Source organism: Bacillus sp. M6-12 (assembly GCF_002860285.1).
Taxonomy (GTDB): Bacteria; Bacillota; Bacilli; order Bacillales; family DSM-1321; genus Peribacillus.
In genome coordinates, this window is record NZ_PGVF01000035.1 from 13,117 (window position 1) to 31,556 (window position 18,440).

An 18,440-nucleotide genomic window follows, 5' to 3' on the forward strand; every position below is an offset into this window, starting at 1 on the left:
CTAGAACTTTTTGCATATTCCCAGAATCATCACCTAAATCATTATGCTTTTTTTAAACCCCTTAGCTTTTACTACAAAAAAGAAGCTGCTCTTAAAGAGCAGACTTCCGTCATTTTTAGCTTATCAGGGTCAAAATCCATTCCTTTAAATTCACCATGCGCAAATGTACTGGTTTTGTATCGGTGCCGTTTACAATCATTGGCACTAATGTATCCTGCTGATGCAGCCCTCCATGGCCCGCACCCCCGACATGGGCCGGGGATCCTTCACCGATAATTTCGTAGCCGGGTTTGGCACTTACAACCAGGAAATTCCCATCATGTGAAAATAGACTGCTTCGAAGTCTGGCCAGGGCATCCGGGTATTGGCCATATTCAATGCCTTGATCACTTTGCTTTATATCCAGCAGGCTGGGATTTCCGAAAAGCGTCCAGGACTGGCCATATTTATCCCGATATTCACCATTGGGCTTGAATAGAAGCTCCCCCTGCCGCTCCCCTGAAAGGACTGAAATAAACTGTTCCTTCTTCCATGCAATTACGTCAATTCTTTTATCCTTTTGCAATAATTCCGCAAGCCGCTCGACTGGGACATTGCTAGGATCGAGCGTATAAATATAGGCCATTCTATCATTCACGGCGAGAATCAGCTGATCACTTTCCTCGACTCCTTTACTTTCCTTCATGATTCGTAATGGCTGGAGCAATTCCCGCAAATCGATTAGCGCCTCATCTTTGTCAGCTCCGACCCAGGCTTGGCCATTATCCCCCATCGTTATCCAAATATTTTCATCTAGTGCTGCTTCCCAAGACTCAAACAGGTTAAATATCTGCTGCAATTGCTGATCCACCTTTTCAATGCCCTTTACATCCATCCGTCCATTTTTATGTACCGCTTGATCAAGATCAGGGAAATACACAATTGAGAAATCTGGCAGACTTTGATTTACAATCAGCTGAGTTAACTGCTGAACTGTAGACGAATTGTTGATCCCAAGCTTTTGAAAAAAATGCTGATACCGGTTGGAGGGGGTTATTTTAGACAGCTTGCCAAATGAAAAGACCATTGGGGCCTTCACCAGCCGGTTTTTCCGGATATTAGTAAGAAATGTTAACGTTCTTGGCAGTTTAAGTTGGTGCTCTGTATTGGCGCGATAAATCAGGGCATTAATTGAGGCGGATTCTCTTCCGTTATTTTGAAGTTCCTCATGTATCGTCACGACCCCGTGGCTAATATGCTTTTCATTCATATTAAAAAGAACGTCTTCAATTGATCGTTCAAGCCCCAGTTTCCACAATTCCCGATAATGGCTTCCGTAGTTAATCAGCCGGTTTTCCTGCTGGTTGAACCAAACCAGCCCTGGCAGTCTGTGTTTATCGCAATATGTACCTGTTAGCAATGTAGTATCACAATTTACGGACATGGTCGGAAACGGAGCAACCACATCCGGAAAATACTGTCCGTTATCAATAAGAAATTTCAGCAGCGGAGCCTTATCTTGCTGTATGGCTTCCTGTAATGGGGCATCCATGAGCGTATCAATCATGAGTAACAGTACTGGTTTGCCAGCATCTAGCTTTTTTCCTTTTTCCAATTTATCCACCCTTTTTCAAATTAGCTTACAATACACTTACTATCTACTTTTTCAGTGAATCTCATGATTTTTTTAATAAACTTTTTGAAGCTTGAAAATGCTATAAAAGCATATTTGAAGGAATAGGTGGTGACTTATGGAGATTAAAGTTATGTCATTCAATATCCATCAAGGGAGAGGAATCGATAAAAAGCTGGACCTGCAGAGGATAGCAGAAGTAATTAAGTATTCACAAGCTGACATTATTGGCCTTAATGAAGTGGATCGATTTTTTTCAGCCAGAAGCCGTTTTGAAGACCAAGCGCTTTATCTGGCAAATGAATTAGAAATGAATTATGTATACGGGCCTGCCGTCACGATTGATACGCCAGCTGAAAACAACCCACGGCAATTCGGCAATGCTATACTCACCCGGTTCCAAATTGTAAAATCGGAGAACCACCCATTTGATTTTTTGCCGAAAGTCGTTGAAGACAGGGCTTTGCTTGAGGTAACTGTTAAAGCAGGCAAGCAGGAAGTGACCGCGTTTACCACTCATTTAAGTTTGACACCATTCCTGCATCAGAGACAAGCCACCTTTATTGTTAATGCAGTTAAAAAAAGCAAGGGTCCCTCATTTGTTATGGGGGATTGGAATATGACTCCCTACTCAATTGCGTGGAGAAAAGTAACCAAATCTCTGAAGGACGCCTGGCTTGAAACTAATCTGAGCTTGCGCGGCGGAAATACCTTCCCGTCAGCACGCCCCTTTCGTAGGCTGGATTATATTTTCACAGGAAAGGAACTGGAACCTGTAGATTGCCGGATAATAAATTCCGACATTCAAGCGTCAGACCATTTGCCAGTTCTGGCCACCTTACAAATAAAACCAGATATAAAAAAATAATCATTATCCACATTAATAATAAAAACAAAAGAGGAAGAGAAATATGAGAGGATATGTTTTATCTGTTTGGAATGTGTTAGATCCTATCTACTTTAAATTTACCCGTCTTTGCTATCTTCCTGGCCTGGACGAAAGCGAAAATATCTTAAGGGTTCGTTTGACCTCCTACAAGGGAAGGGATATAACTCTTTCAGACGGCACACTAATTAAAAAAAGTGATAAGTTGGTGAAGATTCATTTACATAATGCCAGATTATTGAATGAAATAAAGCATATTAACAGTGAACTAAGAAGAGCAAAAATAGTGTACGAAAGAGTTCGGGGATCCCTTCCAGCTATTGAGGCATATATCGGCAACAACAGGTATGCAAATGACATTAAGGGCATCATTGGCATCACTACTTTAAATAAAGGCTGTGATCGTCTCGGTTTTGAGGTTTTCAGTATTGGCCATCCCGTCTATAAATGGCTTAAATGGGCTTCATTTTTACCTATTATGTACCTGTCTGTCTCCAAGCCCTCTTTGAATAATTTTGTGAAACAAGGCCCTCCCAGTTATTTGTTTATGTCAAAGGAAAAGCTATATCAAATTTATAGGGAATAGCATATGGTAAGCAAATGAATCATTGCCTAGTTATCATCTGGCCCAAGGTTACTTATGTAGGCAATTTTAATGTCTAGTAAACAACAGAAAGTTTACCGTAGCTTTGTTATGTAAAGTAATAAAATGACCCATATCACATCTTTTAGTGAAAATGGGTCATAAACAAATATTTACAGTTGTAGGCAAAGTTACATAGCGGGCAATGAATCATTTTGGGCTTCCGTAAGAGAAAATTGATGCAATGTGATTTCGGGACGGCTCCCAACCCGGATATTTACTCCAGTTTGGCCCAATCCTTCATTGATATAAAAAGGCTTTCCATCTTGCTGATGCAGCCCTTTAATCATATTCATCTTTACCAGCTTGCCCATTTTAACAAGATGGTAGGCTTTAGGGTAGCAAATTTGGCCTCCGTGAAAATGGCCGGCTATTAAATAATCAAAATGATAGTCCTTCATATGAAGCACAAGATTTGGATCGTGGGTCAGTACTAGATTTGTTCCAGGGACTACACCTGAATATGAAGCTTCCAGATCACTTCTCTTCGTGCTGAAATCATCAATACCGATAATATTTACAGGTTTTCCGTCGACATGAATCGTTGTGTTTTCATTCCGCATTACCGTGCAGCCGTTCTGTTCTAAAATCTCTCTAAGTCTTTGGAAATTTTCACCGCGCAGCACATAATCATGATTGCCAAAAACAGCATATATTCCATGTTTGGCATTTAATCTATTGAGCACTTTCAAATATGGAGCAAGCTTAGGAAGTGTACGTTTACGGTCTAAGAAATCGCCGGTTAACGCTATAATATCGATCGGTTCGCCCTTTAGCTTTTCATAAAGCTCTGAGGGAGTAATGGAGATGTTTTCAAGATGAAGGTCGGAAAGCTGGAGAATATTTAAAATAGGACCGTGATTTTCAATTGGAATACGATTGATAACTATATCGGTTGTATTTTGGTAGGCCCGCCGAATTATATAAAATATTATTGCAACAAAAGCTGCAACTAGTAAGATTTTCACTTTATCACCCCTCCTACAACATTATACATGAAAAACAGCACCGGTTAGCCCGGTAATTGATGGAATGGAAGGGATTTGTTTAAGCATGAAGAAACCGGGGTGCTATATATGCAAACATACGAAGCGAAGAAAACTGTTTTGTTCCTGCCATTTTTACGCATCTCCTCTGGCCATCACCAGGTGGCAGACTCCTTAATATACGGCCTTAAGAATAGACTGAATACTGTCCATTGCGAAAAAATAGACATTCTTACGTATGGCTACGGTAAAACTGAAGCCCTCATTTCCAAAGCATATATTAAATGGATTACTGCTTTTCCAAAATTATATAGTGCGGTTTATCGGAGCAGTGTATACAGGGATTTGAAAAAAAACAAACGCTTTAGGCTTTATGAATCATTGTTTTTGAGGTATATGAGAAAGCTTATTGCAGAAATGCAGCCTGACTTGATTGTCTGTACACATGCCCTGCCCTCTTATATGCTTAGCCGCCTGAAGGTAAATGGAGAAATAAAAGTGCCGGTCATCAATGTTTATACAGATTATTTCATCCATCAATTTTGGGGGATTCAGCAGATTGATTATCATTTCGTACCAACTGCCGGGATAAAGGATTATTTGCTGAATAAGGGGATTCACGAAAAACGGATATTTGTGACCGGTATACCGATCCATGAAGATATTTCCAAACACTTCATTCAAAAGCGGGATCAAGATGCCTCCCCCTTGTCCATTATGATTTGCGGAGGAAGCCTGGGAGTTGGGGCCATCGACAAGTTGGCAAAAAAGATGGATGGAAGCAGCAACATTAAGTTTTACGTGCTCTGCGGAAAAAATCGCAAACTCTTTCACAAGCTTCAAAACCTCCAGGCTGGGAATATCTTTCCGCTGGATTATGTTGAATGCCGAAAAAAAATGAATGACCTTTATGAACGAATGGATGCCATTATAACCAAGCCAGGCGGGGTGACGATCAGCGAATGCCTTTTTAAGAGGAAGCCCATTTTTATTTATCATGCCTTGCCCGGACAAGAGGAAATCAATTTGCAGCAGCTTACCAATTTAGGATTTGTATTTAAATTAAAAGATCGGCAGTTACAAAGCACTTCTTTGGAGAATCAATTGCTTGCAATCTTACAGGACCAAGGCAGGCTGAAAGCTTTTCAAGATCAATTATCAAAATATCATGATGGTTTAACTGAATCAGATCCGTCTCAAATTATGTCAGAAATCCTGGCCGGGAGAACAGTATAGCCATATAGGAGCCATAAAGCAGAGCACAGACATTATCTGTGCTCCGGTCTATGACTTCAAATTTGAGATTTGAAATTAAAGGACCTAAAAATCCTCTCTAAAAGTTCGCAAAGCCGCCAATTGCTTACTCCTTTTTCCTTATTTCCGATACTATTCCATCTTGCTGGGAAATAACAACCTCATCGCCGATTTGATAGTCTAGATATTTGTCACAATCCAAAATTAAAATTTGTCCGCTGCTGAATTTCATCGCGCAGGTTGGGCCTTTGGAAGACATATGTATTTCAGCCGCTTCGTTTGTTTCTATACCAATTGCTTTTTCCTCCGGGTTTGGTGAATAGTATTTTTCTAGAATCGTAAGCTGCTGTTCAGAGAATCCTCCAGAACCTTTCAGCCACATGAATACCAACGCTCCGAGGACGGTGGTTAACAAAATTAAAATAATTGCTTTCGCTTTTAATGATTTCATTTCTCTCTCCTCTATGTTCTTTTCATATGAAGTATTTTATTATCGGAAAGATTTGTTTATGACTTCTTTACCCAAAATCGAAGTATTTAATAGAGCTAATTGGGAGACTGATGATAAATTGTCCTTTACAAGTAAAAAACCGAAACAGCTTGCGTTCCGGTTAGGTATAGAGCAAATTACATTGCTTCAATTGCCTGTTTTACGTTAGCGTATGTTCGAATTGAAGATAAATCAATCCCCGCTCCTACAACCGCCTTCGCAAGCTCAGAACGTATTCCCGTTATTATGGCTCGAATGCCGAGCAGCCTCAGCGCCGAATGGATGTTAAACAGATGGTTGGCAACTGATGTATCTATAGTTGCAAGACCTGAAAAATCGATTATTAAGCATTGTATATTTAACTGTACAACTTTTGGTATTGCCTTCTCCATCAAAAACTCTGCACGTTCTGTATCAATAGCACCAATTAGCGGCAAAACCGCTATGCCATCCTGAATAGGAACAACTGGAGCTGACAATGAGATTACTTCATTTTGCGCTTTTTTTATAATTTCATCTGTCAGAGTTTCAAACGCTTTAATCGTTTCGCTAATGCTTATATCGAGCATATAGTTTAACCGGGTGATAATATAAGCCATTTGTTTAATCGATAATTGATATTCTTCACTGATCCGGGTGATGTGTTCTGTAAATACGGCTCTTGTTTCAGGATAACGCCTTATGATTTCCGAAATCCTGCCCCCTGAAGAAGCTTCACGTTCTCCATTTGTTTTGCTCCATTCAATAAGCCCTTCAGGCACCCTATCATGTTCCCCGAATGAAAGTGATTCACCTAAAAAACCGATAAAGTCGGTATAAACGTTTACTGCAAGCTCTTTTTCCCATTGAGGTATATCCAAGTTTATCTTTATTAGAATGATGTCTACAATTTCGGCAGACAAGGATTGTGCATTTTCAGTAAAATATTTTGCAACTTTAAGAATAGGGTCCAATTTCGCACTCTCCTACCAAAAAATAATATAACGATTATGCTGTCTGGCAGCATATACCGGATAAATTGATTATATCTTAAATCACTAATGTATGTCAGTGATAATACTCTTATGTTTAACTATGCCGGTCCAAAAAGTTCTTTGTGACTGTAAATCTATCTCAAAAAGATTTTATTTTTGTTAAAACAATAGCAAGGGATATCCTTACTTTTCTCTTATCGTTATTTTTGCATTTGAATGAATTTAAAGACTCTAATTCGCACCACAAAAAGACGCCTGCACAGCAGGCGTCTTTGATGCGTTTTGAGGCGATAAACCGTTTGGCCACATCCAAACGTTTAACCCTAAGGCTTGTCTATCGGCTTATACAAATTAGCTCATCGCAAAGTTTATTATATCATCTTTTTAAATCTGGAGCAAGCTTTTCCTGAAATAGAAAATCTGATTCAGCCGAAAAATTATGTAGTACAAGCATAATTTTCTGAATAGAATTGTACGAGCATATCGAAGCTTAAAGCGGGGGGAATTTATGAGTGTATTAATTGGATACGTATTTTTGGGACTGTCACTAGCTGCGCCAATTGGGCCGATCAATGCAGCACAGCTTGATAAAGGTATTAAAAACGGTTTTATGCACGCCTGGATCCTTGGACTTGGTGCTGCCCTTGCTGATGCAATTTATATGGCATTAGTATACTTCGGCGTTGTCCATTTTCTAGAGACTCCCTTTATGAAGACTTTCTTGTGGCTGTTTGGTTTTTTCGTGCTTTGCTATTCTGGGGTGGAAAGCATCATCAGTGCTGGCAAGGTTCAGGCCGATCAGCGAAAAAAAACCGATTCTCTTTTCAAATCATTTTTTTCCGGCTTTTTCATGTCACTGTCTAATCCGCTTACCATCCTGTTTTGGCTGGGGATATACGGATCGGTTCTCGCCAATGCTGCTAATTCATATGATTTCAGCCATTTGTTATTATACAGCGGAGCGATATTTTCCGGTATCCTGCTGTGGGATATTACAATGGCAAGTGTTGCAAGCAGCTTCAGGAGATTATTGACCACCCGTCTACTTACAATGATATCTGTTATATCAGGGCTTTCTTTAATCGGATTCGGAATTTATTTTGGCTATCAGGCATATAAGGTGTTTGTAAGCTAATATCTCAGCAAAAAACCTTGCACTGGGCAAGGTTTTTTAAACTCAGGACTGCTGCTCCGTTTCATTGCTGGGCCATTTGCGTCTCATTATCAGGGTGGCTGCTCCGATCACGGCAAGAAAGGCAAGGCTTATGAAAAATCCCGGTCGGCTTGCATGTTCCACAAGCGTTCCGCTTACAGCAGCTAAAATCAGAAGTATCCCCACAATCCTTTTGACCTGGTCGAATCCTTTTATTTTCATCAGCCTGGCAAAAGTAAATAAAATGAACAGCCACGTATACAGCAGCATTAATCCGGCAGCCGTAGTGATGTGTTCAAAGAGGTTTTTCGGCAATAACAGCGCCAATACTATAGAAATTATTAAGCCTATAGCTGTAATAATCAAGGCAGGAAATGGGATTTTGCGCTTTGTTGCTTTTTTAGCAAAAACTTTTGGAGCGTCTCCATCTTCCGCAAGATTAACTAACATATCAGTTACTGAATACAAAGAAGCAGACATTGTGGAGAAACCGGCAATTATCAGAATAGCATTGAACACATGCGGTACAAAAGGCAAATTATAGCCATCTAGTGCGGTTACAAAAGGGCTTTCATTCTCCCGGAACAGATTCCATGAAACCAAAAGCACAGCTAAGCCGATGGATAAGACATAGATAACCGCCAAAATCGAAAGCATTACTTTTCCAGCCTTCGGTCCTTCGTCGGGATTCTTCAATTTTGTTGCCATTAAAGCCATAATTTCAATTCCGCCAAAGGTATAGAACGCGTATATCATAGCTGCCCATAACCCTTTAAGGCCATTCGGGAAAATCATATCCATGCTGGCAGGGACCGTCGGGTGCTTTTGGCTGCCATCAATGAAATGAAATACCGCCAATGCAGCTATTATGATAAACATAAAAATTCCCAGTATTTTAATAACCGCCATTATGTTTTCTACTTTTTCAAAAGCATTCAAACCGATCATAACGACCAAGAGTCCAAGAACAGCATATACAGATGCAAATATCCATAAAGGAATATGCGGGAACCAAAAGCGAGTAAATAACCCAAGAGCGGTCAGCTGACTCCCCATAATAAGAACTTCTGCACTCCAATAAACCCAGCCATTACTGAATCCGGCCCAATGGCCATAAGCTTCTTTCGCATAGGCACAAAATGACCCTTTTACAGGATGATCAGCATTCATTCGTGCAAGGGCATCATATACCACATATGTACCAATGGCCGCAAACAAAAATGCCAGTAGAACTGCAGGTCCTGCTTTCTTAATTGCAATCCCAGAACCGAGAAAATAACCAGTCCCAATGATACAGCCGACTCCGATTAAGGAAAGCTGCCACCATTTAAGGTTTCCCTTTTTTGGTTCGCAAGGACTGCTTGTTTTTTCCGACATGAGATCCCCGCCTTTTTGATGCTATTTGAATATAGCTTTTGAAAAACGGAGAAAGATAATACAGCAGTATTTTTTGGCAAATGCAAAGAATCGGAAATCGTTACTCCTTGCTGTCAAAAAAAATGTGTTCAGCTTTTAATTCTTCCCCTATTGTTATCACACCATAGGAATAGCGGGGCTGCCGCCGTTTGTCGGTAGGTGAACCGGGATTGAATAGCAATGTTTCATCCGTATAAGATAAAGATGGTATGTGGGAATGGCCAAAAACTATAACATCAGGTTTTTCACCATCAAAAGCGGCAAGCGCCCTCTTTTCAGTTGTCAGCCTTTTTCCATGCCCATGGACTATTCCTATCTTAAAACCTTCAATTATTAGAAGCTTTTTTTCCGGGACAAGCTGTTTAATGTCTGGGCCATCGACATTGCCTGAAACACCCTCCACTCGCCCATATTGCTGGAGTTCATAATAAAGGTCTGCAGTCCGCCAATCACCTGCATGAATGATAAGGCCGGCTCCTTTCAATCCTGAACGCAGTGCTTCTGGCAGCTTTTTTGACATTCTTGGCATATGAGTATCAGCCAGCACAATAATTTTCAAGATAGTATCACTCCCCGTTATAGTTTGTACGCTTAATCCTTTATGATTTTTGATTTTACAGGTATAATCGAGTAATTGCATAAAATAACCAGAAAGAAGGCGATTGGATGCTTCCAATAACTGGCCATACTCTTGAATTAATTAATGACCCGTTTGGCATTTTGCCTGGAAACCGTTTTGAATTCTTGATTGATCTTGATGTACCCGATGATGATGAGCTTTATTCAGAAAAAGGCGTTTATTTAAAAGTGATATATGTTCTTGAAGATGATAAGGCTTATATTGCAAAATATGACTTTTATGAAAATGAAACTGAAAAGTATTTAGATTTTGCCCTTGAAGAAGAAGAAGAGGCACAGATAAATGCCTATTGCCGTGAAAATTTAATCCCTAAAACTGAATAAAAGCATGAAGAAACCCTGACACCTGTATGGGGTTTCTTCTCTTTTATATCTGTTTTTATTTATTTACTCCATTCAAGCTTTCATCGATTGACGAACGTAAAGCCATTTTCTATACTTGTGAAAGCGAAAAATTAGAAACAAGGTGAATAACATGGATTTTGATATTAAGTTCCTTTCCTTCTATGTCGTGCAAGTGGAAGGAAAGGGAGAACAGACTGATAAGCGGTATAAGCATTTCCAGACGCTTGATACAGCTGGATATGAAAACAGCCCTCTTAAGGAATTTCTGGATGGGGAACTGATGAAGATTGCAAAACGCAAGGTTGACCGCCATCCAAAAGCTGAACAGGTTCCGACAAAGATTGGCCATTTTATTGTTGAGGGAGGACATAGTCTCGATTCAAATCCCAACTACAATTTATTTAATCGGGTTCGGTATGCGGAAACGATGGAAAGCTTTCAGGCAGAAAACGAAAAATTCGTCATCTCCTATATCGATACAAGTGCTGTCCGCGGCGGAGTGTTTCTCGTTGCTTCCGCAAAGCTGAGCAAATATTTCGATCAACCTTTCGTTTTTATTATGAAATGCGATTTTGAACCAAAGGTTGCTTCGATTGCTGATGAATCTAGCCTGATTCGAAATGTAGAAATGGCAATAACCACAAAAAACATGAAATCAATCCAATTTCCCTTTATGCCGGAAGAAGGAATGATTGAAGAACATGAGTTAAAGATTCACCAGGCATCACATGCCCGTTATTTCGAGGATTTCCTTAAGTTTGTTGAGTATGGCGAGTCCATCCCTGAAATCTTGAAATCGCAAGTCATGTCGATGGTGCAGGAGCATGTGTTTGAAGAATTTGAAGAAAGCAGTGAGGAGCGTCAGCATTTTGAACAGGCAATGGAAATCTGGGAAGCCAGCCCCAAACGGGAGATCCAGGAAAGGCTGACCACCCATCAGGTAATCGAAGCTTCCGCACAAATCATCGAACATACGCCAGAGGCAGAACTTAAAATGAAAATAGGACAAGTCTCAGTAAGCGGATTGCTGGCGGATTTTGGCGATACGATCCATCTTGCAAAGGTAAATGGACGGTATGTTCTGCTGATTGAAGCTGATACTGTCTCTTTTGAAAAAGGCGTATCTCCGATTGAGTTTCATAAACCGGATGAGCTTCAGGAGGTTATTGAGAAGATTCATAGAAAAAGTCTGGGAGATTACTAGCCCGACTGACCGGGCACCCGAGAATGGGTGCCCTTCTTCTAAAGCTTTCTGGTGGATGTGTTTTCGACACTTGAGAATTCTGTACCAAATCGGCCCGATGAGCCAGCTTGATTTTCGGCCGCTTCTGCCTGATTGTCGCAAGTTGCGCGTGCGTCAACTCCAGGTGCGTATTCCTGATTTTCCAAGGACTGAGCGATACAGGACGCATTACGATTTTGCCTGTTGTCTGCCATTGACCTCACCTCCAGGTTATTAAGGTAACCATTATACCTATCATGTATCTAAGTTAATAAAAGCCAACGTTCGCATGATATAAAGAATTAAATGCGGTGTATCATTTTTCCCATTCTTCGCAACCTACTTTCAGGGGGTGAAGTCATGGATTATCCGAACCAAAATGTAATAAATAACGCAAATCTCCAAAATGAAGGAATGACTGACCTGCAGCAAGGATTTATTGAAATCTTCGGGCAGCCAGAAGCAGAATCTAGCATTAGCCTTGATAGCGACCGCATCAATAAGAAAAATAATTTTCCGGCTAACAACCGTTAAAAGCTTAATGCTCAATCAGCAGTGTTGAGATTTACTGAAAAAGCCGGATAATTATCCGGCTTTCCTATTTGTATTTTTTTCCTCTTCTCCTGTATGGCATCTTGAATATCCCCTTATATAAAGTAATTAACTTGTTCGCGGTCTCCATGATACCCATCAGACATATCCTTATTTTCTTTAACTGCCTTTTGTTATCCCTAAGCCCTTTTAACAGACAATTTTAGAAAAGTTCCAACGAAAACAATTTTTTCCTTTAGCGGTTCTTTGCGATATACTAAAGTTATCAAAAATTTTGAATTGTTTGGAGGGTTTTTTATGGGAAAGGCTGACGCAGTTTGGTTTCCTCAAGATGAATACATAAAAAACACAAGGCTATATCAATGGATGAACAAACTTGGATTTTCCGATTATGATGCTTTTTATGATAAATCCATTGAAGATATTGGATGGTTTTGGGATGAAGCTGTGAAAGAGCTGAACATTTCCTGGAAAAAGGATTATCAGAAATCACTCGATCTGTCACACGGCTTTAAGTATCCAAGCTGGTTCCCGGGAGGCAGGATGAATATTGTCCACAACGCTGTTGAAAAATGGGCTGAAGCTGAAGATACTAAAGATCAGCCTGCTTTAATATGGGAAGGAGATAATAATGAGGAAAAAACATTTACCTTCGCAGAACTGAATCAGGAAATCAGCCGCGCAGCAGCCGGACTTTCAAGAATTGGCGTTAAACCTGGCGATGTAGTAACCATCTATATGCCAATGATCCCTGAAACTTTAATCGCCTTGCTTGCTGTTGCCAAAATCGGGGCTATCTTCTCTCCAGCCTTTTCAGGATATGGAGCCGAGGCAGTATCTGCAAGGATAAATGCAGCCCAGGCCAAGGTATTGATTACAGCAGACGGTTTTTTCCGCCGGGGCAAAAAGGTGTCGATGAAAGAAGAAGCAGATCGGGCGGTCATGCAGTCACCTTCCATTGAAAAAGTGGTTGTCGTGCGCCGCACAGGAGCTGATATTCCATGGGACAGTTCCCGGGATATCGATTGGAATACAATAACCAAAAATGAAAGCACTTTCACTACAGCAGACACCGATGCGAGTGACCCTTTCATGCTGATTTACACATCGGGAACAACCGGAAAGCCTAAAGGGGCGGTCCATACTCATGCAGGTTTTCCAATCAAGGCAGCTTTTGATGCGGGAATCTGCATGGATGTAAAACAAGGTGATACCCTTTTCTGGTACACAGATATGGGCTGGATGATGGGACCTTTCTTAATTTTTGGCGGTTTGGTTAATGGTGCCTCTGTCTTAATGTTTGAAGGTACTCCTGATTTTCCTGACCCAGGAAGGCTTTGGGAAATTGTCAGCAAGCATTCTGTCACCCATCTTGGAATTTCGCCTACCCTCATTCGCAGTTTAATGAAGTATGATACGGACTATATTTACAAACATAATTTATCGTCACTCCGGGCAATCGGTTCAACTGGCGAGCCATGGAACCCTGAGCCATGGATGTGGCTGTTTGAAAAGGTCGGGAAAAACAAGGTTCCTATCATCAACTATTCTGGCGGCACCGAAATCTCAGGCGGGATCCTTGGTAATGTATTGATTAGACCAATTACACCCATTACATTTAACTCACCGATTCCAGGCATGGATGTCCATGTTTACAACGAAAAAGGCGACCCTGTAACAAATGAAGTTGGTGAACTTGTTATTTGTAAGCCTTGGGTTGGAATGACCAACGGATTTTGGAAGGAAAATGAACGTTATGAAACAACATATTGGAGCCGCTGGCCAGATACATGGGTTCATGGGGATTGGGTAATCAAGGATGATGATGGCTATTGGACGATCACTGGGCGATCCGATGATATTCTAAATGTAGCCGGCAAACGTCTTGGCCCAGCTGAAATGGAATCGGCACTTGTTGAGCATGAATCGATTATTGAAGCAGCGACGATTGGTATTCCTGATCCCGTAAAGGGCGAGGCGGCAATTTGTTTTGCGGTATTAAAACCAGGTGTCCAGGCTGATGACACACTCAAGGCCGAGCTGTACCAGCTTGTCTCAAAGCATCTCGGCAAGGCGCTAACTCCAAAAGATATTTTATTTGTCGAGGAGCTGCCAAAAACCCGCAATGGAAAAGTGATGCGCCGAGTTATTAAATCAGCCTACCTTAACCAGGATTCCGGAGACCTTTCTTCTCTTGAAAATCCGGCAACTGTGGAAGCAATCCGCTTATTTTGGGAAGGAACGAAAGCTTAAATTAGCTTAATTGTTTTTCTGGATCTCAGAATGCATTAACAAAAGAAAGCAGCCCGCGGAACCGTTTTCCGCGGGCTGCTGCCATCATTGTACTTTGTACGTATAAATTTCCTTAGTCGCTTTGTTGTATATAATTTTCACTTTTTTTCCTGATATTTCCTGAAAGGTTTCCCCGCTTCTATTTGGAACCCTGAATACCTGGTATTCATTGCCAACCTTAAATTCAACAGAGTTTGCATCTGCTGCCCCAATTACCATAGCTGTTGTTTCGTCCATGGTTCTAATATGAAGTTGTTGGCCAATTTTTACTGTGTTGCTGGTTATTTTATTGTCCGCCTTCAGCGTCTGGACCGCTGTTCCGAAATGTTTGGCTATGCTCCAAAGTGTGTCTCCCTTGGAAACTGAATAGGCTGCTGCAGTTCCAGGGAGCACATTAATGCGCTGTGGATTTTTAGGCAAGGTATTTTTTCCTCCAGGCAGAACAATCACTTCACCCGCTGCAAGAGAAGTATTTTTTTTACGGTTGAGTTTCATTAGCTCGTTTGCAGGATAACCTGCATTCTTGCTGATCTGGCTCCATGTTTCTCCCTTTTTTACCATGTAGCTGCTGCTAGCCAAAGCCTGCCCGGTGAATAAGATTTGGCAAAGTAAAACTCCTCCAGCAATTCTGGCTGCGAATCTAAATGGTTTTCCCTGGTTACGTTTCTGTATTTCTTTTGATGGCCTAACCATGTAACGCACCCCCATAGATGTATAAATTAGAATTGAAAACCTGTTGCTTTTTACCTTCACTTTCATGTTTTCCCTTTCTTACCTATATACCCCTGGAAATAGATCCCCACTCTTGGTTTTTCAATTATTTTAAAATGATGAAAATATATTCCAGGCACTCAGAATAACAAAAGCGCAAGCGCCCTAAATAATTCCTAAACAATAAAAAATAGCCGCCAAAGGTGACTGGCAGCTTAAGATATTCTTTATTTCCACCAAGTATCATAAACAGAGATAGCATCATGCCGTTTATGCTCGGTTTTTAAATACCAGCCTTCAAGCGTTTCTGCGCTTTTAGGATTGATTTCTTTTCCTTCCAGATAGTCATCAATTTCATCGTAAGATACTCCCAGGGCAACCTCATCTGGAATCTGCGGTTTATTATCCTCCAGGTCGGCAGTAGGAATTTTTAAATACAGCCGTTCAGGGGAACCTAAATATTTCATAATAGCCCTTCCCTGGCGTTTGTTTAGACGGTAAAGCGGCACAAGGTCAGCAGCACCATCGCCGTGCTTAGTAAAAAAGCCGGTAACAGCCTCTGCAGCGTGGTCAGTGCCCAGGACAACTCCTTTATAAATACCTGCAAGGTCATATTGGACCTTCATTCGCTCACGGGCTTTTACATTGCCTTTAAGAAAGTCGCTCAAGCTCTCGCCAGTGCCCTCTTCCACTGCCTTAACACTCTGATCAACAGCAGGCTTGATGTTAACTGTAACGCTCTTGCTTGGCTTGATCCAATCAAGTGCAGCCTGTGCATCTTCCTCATCCCTTTGCTCCCCATATGGCAATCGGACTGCCACAAATAAATATTCTTCATTGCCATTTTCCTGATTCAGTTCGTTAACTGCCGATTGGGCGATATAGCCGCATAAGGTTGAATCCTGTCCGCCCGAAATACCAAGCACCAGGCTTTTCAGAAAAGGATATTTTTTTAAATAGTCCTTAAGGAAATCCACGCTTTTGCGGAATTCAGTTTCCGGATCAATCGTTGGCTGGACTAAAAGTTTTTCGATGATTTCTTTTTGTAATTGTCTCATGAATATCCCCTGCTTTCTTTTGAGTGAGTAAGCTGAACAATTATTTTTTAAGCTGTATTATGCGCTGAAAAAATGTATAATGGTAAACTGCCGGTCTATTAAAGATCAGCAACCTTCTTTCTTATTTCTTCTATATTCTCCATTTTATTGTCCCAGCATTTTTGGCTAAGATCGACAGGGTATTCTTCCGGATTGAGAGACCTCCTATATTCAGGCCACAGCTGAACCAAATTTTCCTGTAAGAAGGAACGGACTTCTGCCAGCGAAGGTATGTTATACACCAGCTTGCCATCCCGGAAGATCGTTTCATGTAACTCCCGGGCTGTAAAGTTTGTCACAAACTTGCTGATGTATGTATGGACAGGATGGAACATCTTAAGATGGTCTTCTTCCTGCGGATTTTCATCCTCCATGGCGATATAATCCCCCTCAACATGGTTGTTTACTGAATTAACAATCCGGTATACCTTTTTTAAGCCAGGTGTTGTTACTTTTTCAGGATTTCCAGAAATTTTTATAGTATCTACCATATTCCCGTTTTCATCCTCAATTGAAACTAATTTATAAACAGCACCCAAGGCTGCCTGTTCAAATGCAGTAATCAGCTTCGTTCCAATGCCCCAAACGTCGATTTGCGCTCCTTGAGACTGGAGGTTTATTATGGTGTATTCATCCAGATCATTGGAGGCAATAATTTTGGTTTCTGTAAATCCTGCTTCATCAAGCATTCTTCTGGCTTCCTTAGACAAGTAGGACAAGTCCCCGCTATCAAGGCGAATGCCTATAAAGTTGATTTTGTCGCCAAGCTCCTTTGCAACCTTGATGGCATTGGGGAGACCGGACTTTAGGGTATCATATGTATCAACAAGGAACACACAGTCTTTATGGCTGCTGGCATACTCATGGAAAGCCCTATATTCGTCTCTGTAAGCCTGAACCAGGGAATGGGCATGAGTACCGGAAACTGGGATACCGAACAGTTTACCGGCACGGACATTGCTTGTTGAAGCAAACCCGGCGATATATGCCGCTCTTGTGCCCCAAATAGCGGCATCCATTTCATGCGCCCTTCTTGTGCCAAACTCCATGGCTACCGATTCTCTGATAACTTCCTTGATTCTTGCGGCTTTTGTCGCAATGAGGGTTTGATAATTTACGATATTCAGCAATGCTGTTTCAATTAGCTGGGCTTCTCCAAGCGGAGCATCAACCCGCAGTATCGGCTCATTGCCAAATACTAGCTCCCCTTCCTTCATGGAATGGAGTGTTCCAGTAAAGCGAAGGCCGCTTAAATATTCTAAAAAGCCATCTTCATAGCCGAGTTCATCACGCAAATAAGCGATGTCACTTTCTGTGAAGCGGAAGTTTTCCAGGTAATGTATGATTTTTTCCAATCCTGCAAATACGCCGTAGCCGTTTCCGAATGGGAGATGGCGGAAATATAACTCAAATACCGCTTTTTTGTTGTGCTTATTATCATTCCAATAGGTTTGTGCCATATTAATTTGATAAAGGTCAGTATGCAGCATAAGACTGTCATCGTTATATTGCGAATTCATCATTAAACCTCCATATATAAATGCTATTAAAGAGTAGTAAAACTATTATATTACTTTTGCACCGAGAGATCCTTCAAAGTGTCCTAAAGCCCATTCATGGCCATTTGGATTAAAAGAGGCAACCGCATCTTTATGGACAACAATCGAAAAGCCTTTATTGTAGGCATCCACTGCTGTGTGAAGAACGCAGATGTCAGTACAGACCCCAATTAAATGAACCTCTGTAATGCCCCGCTCTCTTAATTTTAACTCTAGGTCCGTACCGGCAAAAGCCGAGTAACGGGTTTTATCCATATAAGAAACGTTGCTTTTCATTTTATTAGCTTCATACAAGGTCTCCAAAGATCCGTATAAATCTCGCCCTTTAGTACCTTTTATATTGTGAGGAGGGAAGAGCGGCGTTTCCGGATGGTATTCATCATTGGCTAGATGGAAATCTACGGCAAAGACGACAAAATCCCCTCGTTCGATAAACTGCTTTGTCAGGAGAGTTATGCTTTCCTCTATCGCCTGGCCAGGCTTTCCGCACGTAAGCGCTCCATGTTCAGCAACAAAGTCATACGTATAATCAATATTTATCAAAGCTTTCTTGGTCATTAGTTCTCCTCCTCCTATTCTTATCCGGAATCAGCTGATAAAATTGCACTG

Annotated in this window: 19 protein-coding genes; 8 read left to right on the forward strand and 11 right to left on the reverse strand. The window is 41.1% G+C overall.

From position 1 onward, the window contains the following. Positions 1-115: 115 nt before the first annotated feature. Positions 116-1,546: an alkaline phosphatase family protein gene (locus tag CVD28_RS26755; protein WP_101597754.1), complete on the reverse strand. Its 1,431-nt coding sequence runs from the start codon at positions 1,544-1,546 to the stop codon at positions 116-118. Between the two features lie 184 nt (positions 1,547-1,730). Here CVD28_RS26755 and CVD28_RS26760 point away from each other — a divergent pair, with 184 nt between their 5' ends. Both CVD28_RS26760 and CVD28_RS26765 read left to right on the forward strand, forming a co-directional pair. Beyond that, complete coding sequence (locus tag CVD28_RS26760; protein WP_101597710.1) at positions 1,731-2,480, forward strand: endonuclease/exonuclease/phosphatase family protein; 750 nt, start codon at positions 1,731-1,733, stop codon at positions 2,478-2,480. 43 nt (positions 2,481-2,523) lie between these two features. Continuing rightward, positions 2,524-3,084 carry a YkoP family protein gene (locus tag CVD28_RS26765; protein WP_101597711.1) on the forward strand — a complete coding sequence of 187 codons (561 nt, stop codon included), beginning with the start codon at positions 2,524-2,526 and terminating at the stop codon, positions 3,082-3,084. Positions 3,085-3,272: 188 nt separating this feature from the next. Here the strand turns inward: CVD28_RS26765 and CVD28_RS26770 are convergent, their stop codons facing one another. Then, the gene (locus tag CVD28_RS26770) at positions 3,273-4,109 is read right to left on the reverse strand and encodes a metallophosphoesterase (protein WP_101597712.1); all 837 of its coding nucleotides are present in this window, start codon (positions 4,107-4,109) and stop codon (positions 3,273-3,275) included. 108 nt (positions 4,110-4,217) lie between these two features. Between CVD28_RS26770 and CVD28_RS26775 the strand changes: the two genes are divergently transcribed. Next, positions 4,218-5,363, forward strand: coding sequence for an MGDG synthase family glycosyltransferase (locus CVD28_RS26775; RefSeq protein WP_101597755.1), 1,146 nt, complete (start codon positions 4,218-4,220; stop codon positions 5,361-5,363). A gap of 124 nt (positions 5,364-5,487) precedes the next feature. Here the strand turns inward: CVD28_RS26775 and CVD28_RS26780 are convergent, their stop codons facing one another. Then, positions 5,488-5,832, reverse strand: a complete 345-nt coding sequence (locus tag CVD28_RS26780; protein ID WP_101597713.1) for a hypothetical protein — start codon at positions 5,830-5,832, stop codon at positions 5,488-5,490. Positions 5,833-6,008: 176 nt separating this feature from the next. Then, positions 6,009-6,824 carry an STAS domain-containing protein gene (locus CVD28_RS26785; RefSeq protein WP_101597714.1) on the reverse strand — a complete coding sequence of 272 codons (816 nt, stop codon included), beginning with the start codon at positions 6,822-6,824 and terminating at the stop codon, positions 6,009-6,011. A 529-nt stretch (positions 6,825-7,353) separates the two neighbouring features. Here CVD28_RS26785 and CVD28_RS26790 point away from each other — a divergent pair. Further along, the gene (locus tag CVD28_RS26790; RefSeq protein ID WP_101597715.1) at positions 7,354-7,980 is read left to right on the forward strand and encodes a LysE family transporter; all 627 of its coding nucleotides are present in this window, start codon (positions 7,354-7,356) and stop codon (positions 7,978-7,980) included. Positions 7,981-8,022: 42 nt separating this feature from the next. On the opposite strand, the gene CVD28_RS26795 is transcribed toward CVD28_RS26790, so the two are convergent. Both CVD28_RS26795 and CVD28_RS26800 read right to left on the reverse strand, forming a co-directional pair. Continuing rightward, positions 8,023-9,375, reverse strand: a complete 1,353-nt coding sequence (locus CVD28_RS26795; protein WP_101597716.1) for an amino acid permease — start codon at positions 9,373-9,375, stop codon at positions 8,023-8,025. Positions 9,376-9,475: 100 nt separating this feature from the next. After that, positions 9,476-9,973: a metallophosphoesterase family protein gene (locus tag CVD28_RS26800; RefSeq protein WP_101597756.1), complete on the reverse strand. Its 498-nt coding sequence runs from the start codon at positions 9,971-9,973 to the stop codon at positions 9,476-9,478. Between the two features lie 107 nt (positions 9,974-10,080). Between CVD28_RS26800 and CVD28_RS26805 the strand changes: the two genes are divergently transcribed. Further along, a complete protein-coding gene (locus CVD28_RS26805) occupies positions 10,081-10,377 on the forward strand; it encodes a DUF6509 family protein (protein ID WP_101597717.1) in 297 nt (98 codons plus the stop codon). Positions 10,378-10,528: 151 nt separating this feature from the next. Then, complete coding sequence (locus tag CVD28_RS26810; protein WP_101597718.1) at positions 10,529-11,602, forward strand: DUF3900 domain-containing protein; 1,074 nt, start codon at positions 10,529-10,531, stop codon at positions 11,600-11,602. 38 nt (positions 11,603-11,640) lie between these two features. On the opposite strand, the gene CVD28_RS26815 is transcribed toward CVD28_RS26810, so the two are convergent. Further along, positions 11,641-11,835, reverse strand: a complete 195-nt coding sequence (locus CVD28_RS26815) for a hypothetical protein (protein WP_101597719.1) — start codon at positions 11,833-11,835, stop codon at positions 11,641-11,643. Positions 11,836-11,980: 145 nt separating this feature from the next. On the opposite strand from CVD28_RS26815, the gene CVD28_RS28405 reads away from it, so the two are divergent. Together CVD28_RS28405 and CVD28_RS26820 are read left to right on the forward strand one after the other, a co-directional pair. Next, the gene (locus CVD28_RS28405; protein WP_180954330.1) at positions 11,981-12,154 is read left to right on the forward strand and encodes a hypothetical protein; all 174 of its coding nucleotides are present in this window, start codon (positions 11,981-11,983) and stop codon (positions 12,152-12,154) included. A gap of 315 nt (positions 12,155-12,469) precedes the next feature. After that, positions 12,470-14,425: an AMP-binding protein gene (locus CVD28_RS26820; RefSeq protein ID WP_101597720.1), complete on the forward strand. Its 1,956-nt coding sequence runs from the start codon at positions 12,470-12,472 to the stop codon at positions 14,423-14,425. Between the two features lie 84 nt (positions 14,426-14,509). On the opposite strand, the gene CVD28_RS26825 is transcribed toward CVD28_RS26820, so the two are convergent. The 4 genes from CVD28_RS26825 to CVD28_RS26840 form a co-directional block, all read right to left on the reverse strand. After that, positions 14,510-15,157, reverse strand: coding sequence for a LysM peptidoglycan-binding domain-containing protein (locus CVD28_RS26825; RefSeq protein ID WP_180954331.1), 648 nt, complete (start codon positions 15,155-15,157; stop codon positions 14,510-14,512). A 245-nt stretch (positions 15,158-15,402) separates the two neighbouring features. After that, positions 15,403-16,233 (reverse strand): ammonia-dependent NAD(+) synthetase, encoded by an 831-nt coding sequence (gene nadE / locus CVD28_RS26830; protein WP_101597722.1) that lies wholly within the window; start codon positions 16,231-16,233, stop codon positions 15,403-15,405. A gap of 98 nt (positions 16,234-16,331) precedes the next feature. Next, entirely contained in the window at positions 16,332-17,792 is a 1,461-nt protein-coding gene (locus tag CVD28_RS26835; RefSeq protein WP_101597723.1) for a nicotinate phosphoribosyltransferase, read from the reverse strand. A gap of 45 nt (positions 17,793-17,837) precedes the next feature. Next, a complete protein-coding gene (locus CVD28_RS26840) occupies positions 17,838-18,389 on the reverse strand; it encodes a cysteine hydrolase family protein (protein ID WP_101597724.1) in 552 nt (183 codons plus the stop codon). Between the last annotated feature and the right edge of the window lie 51 nt (positions 18,390-18,440).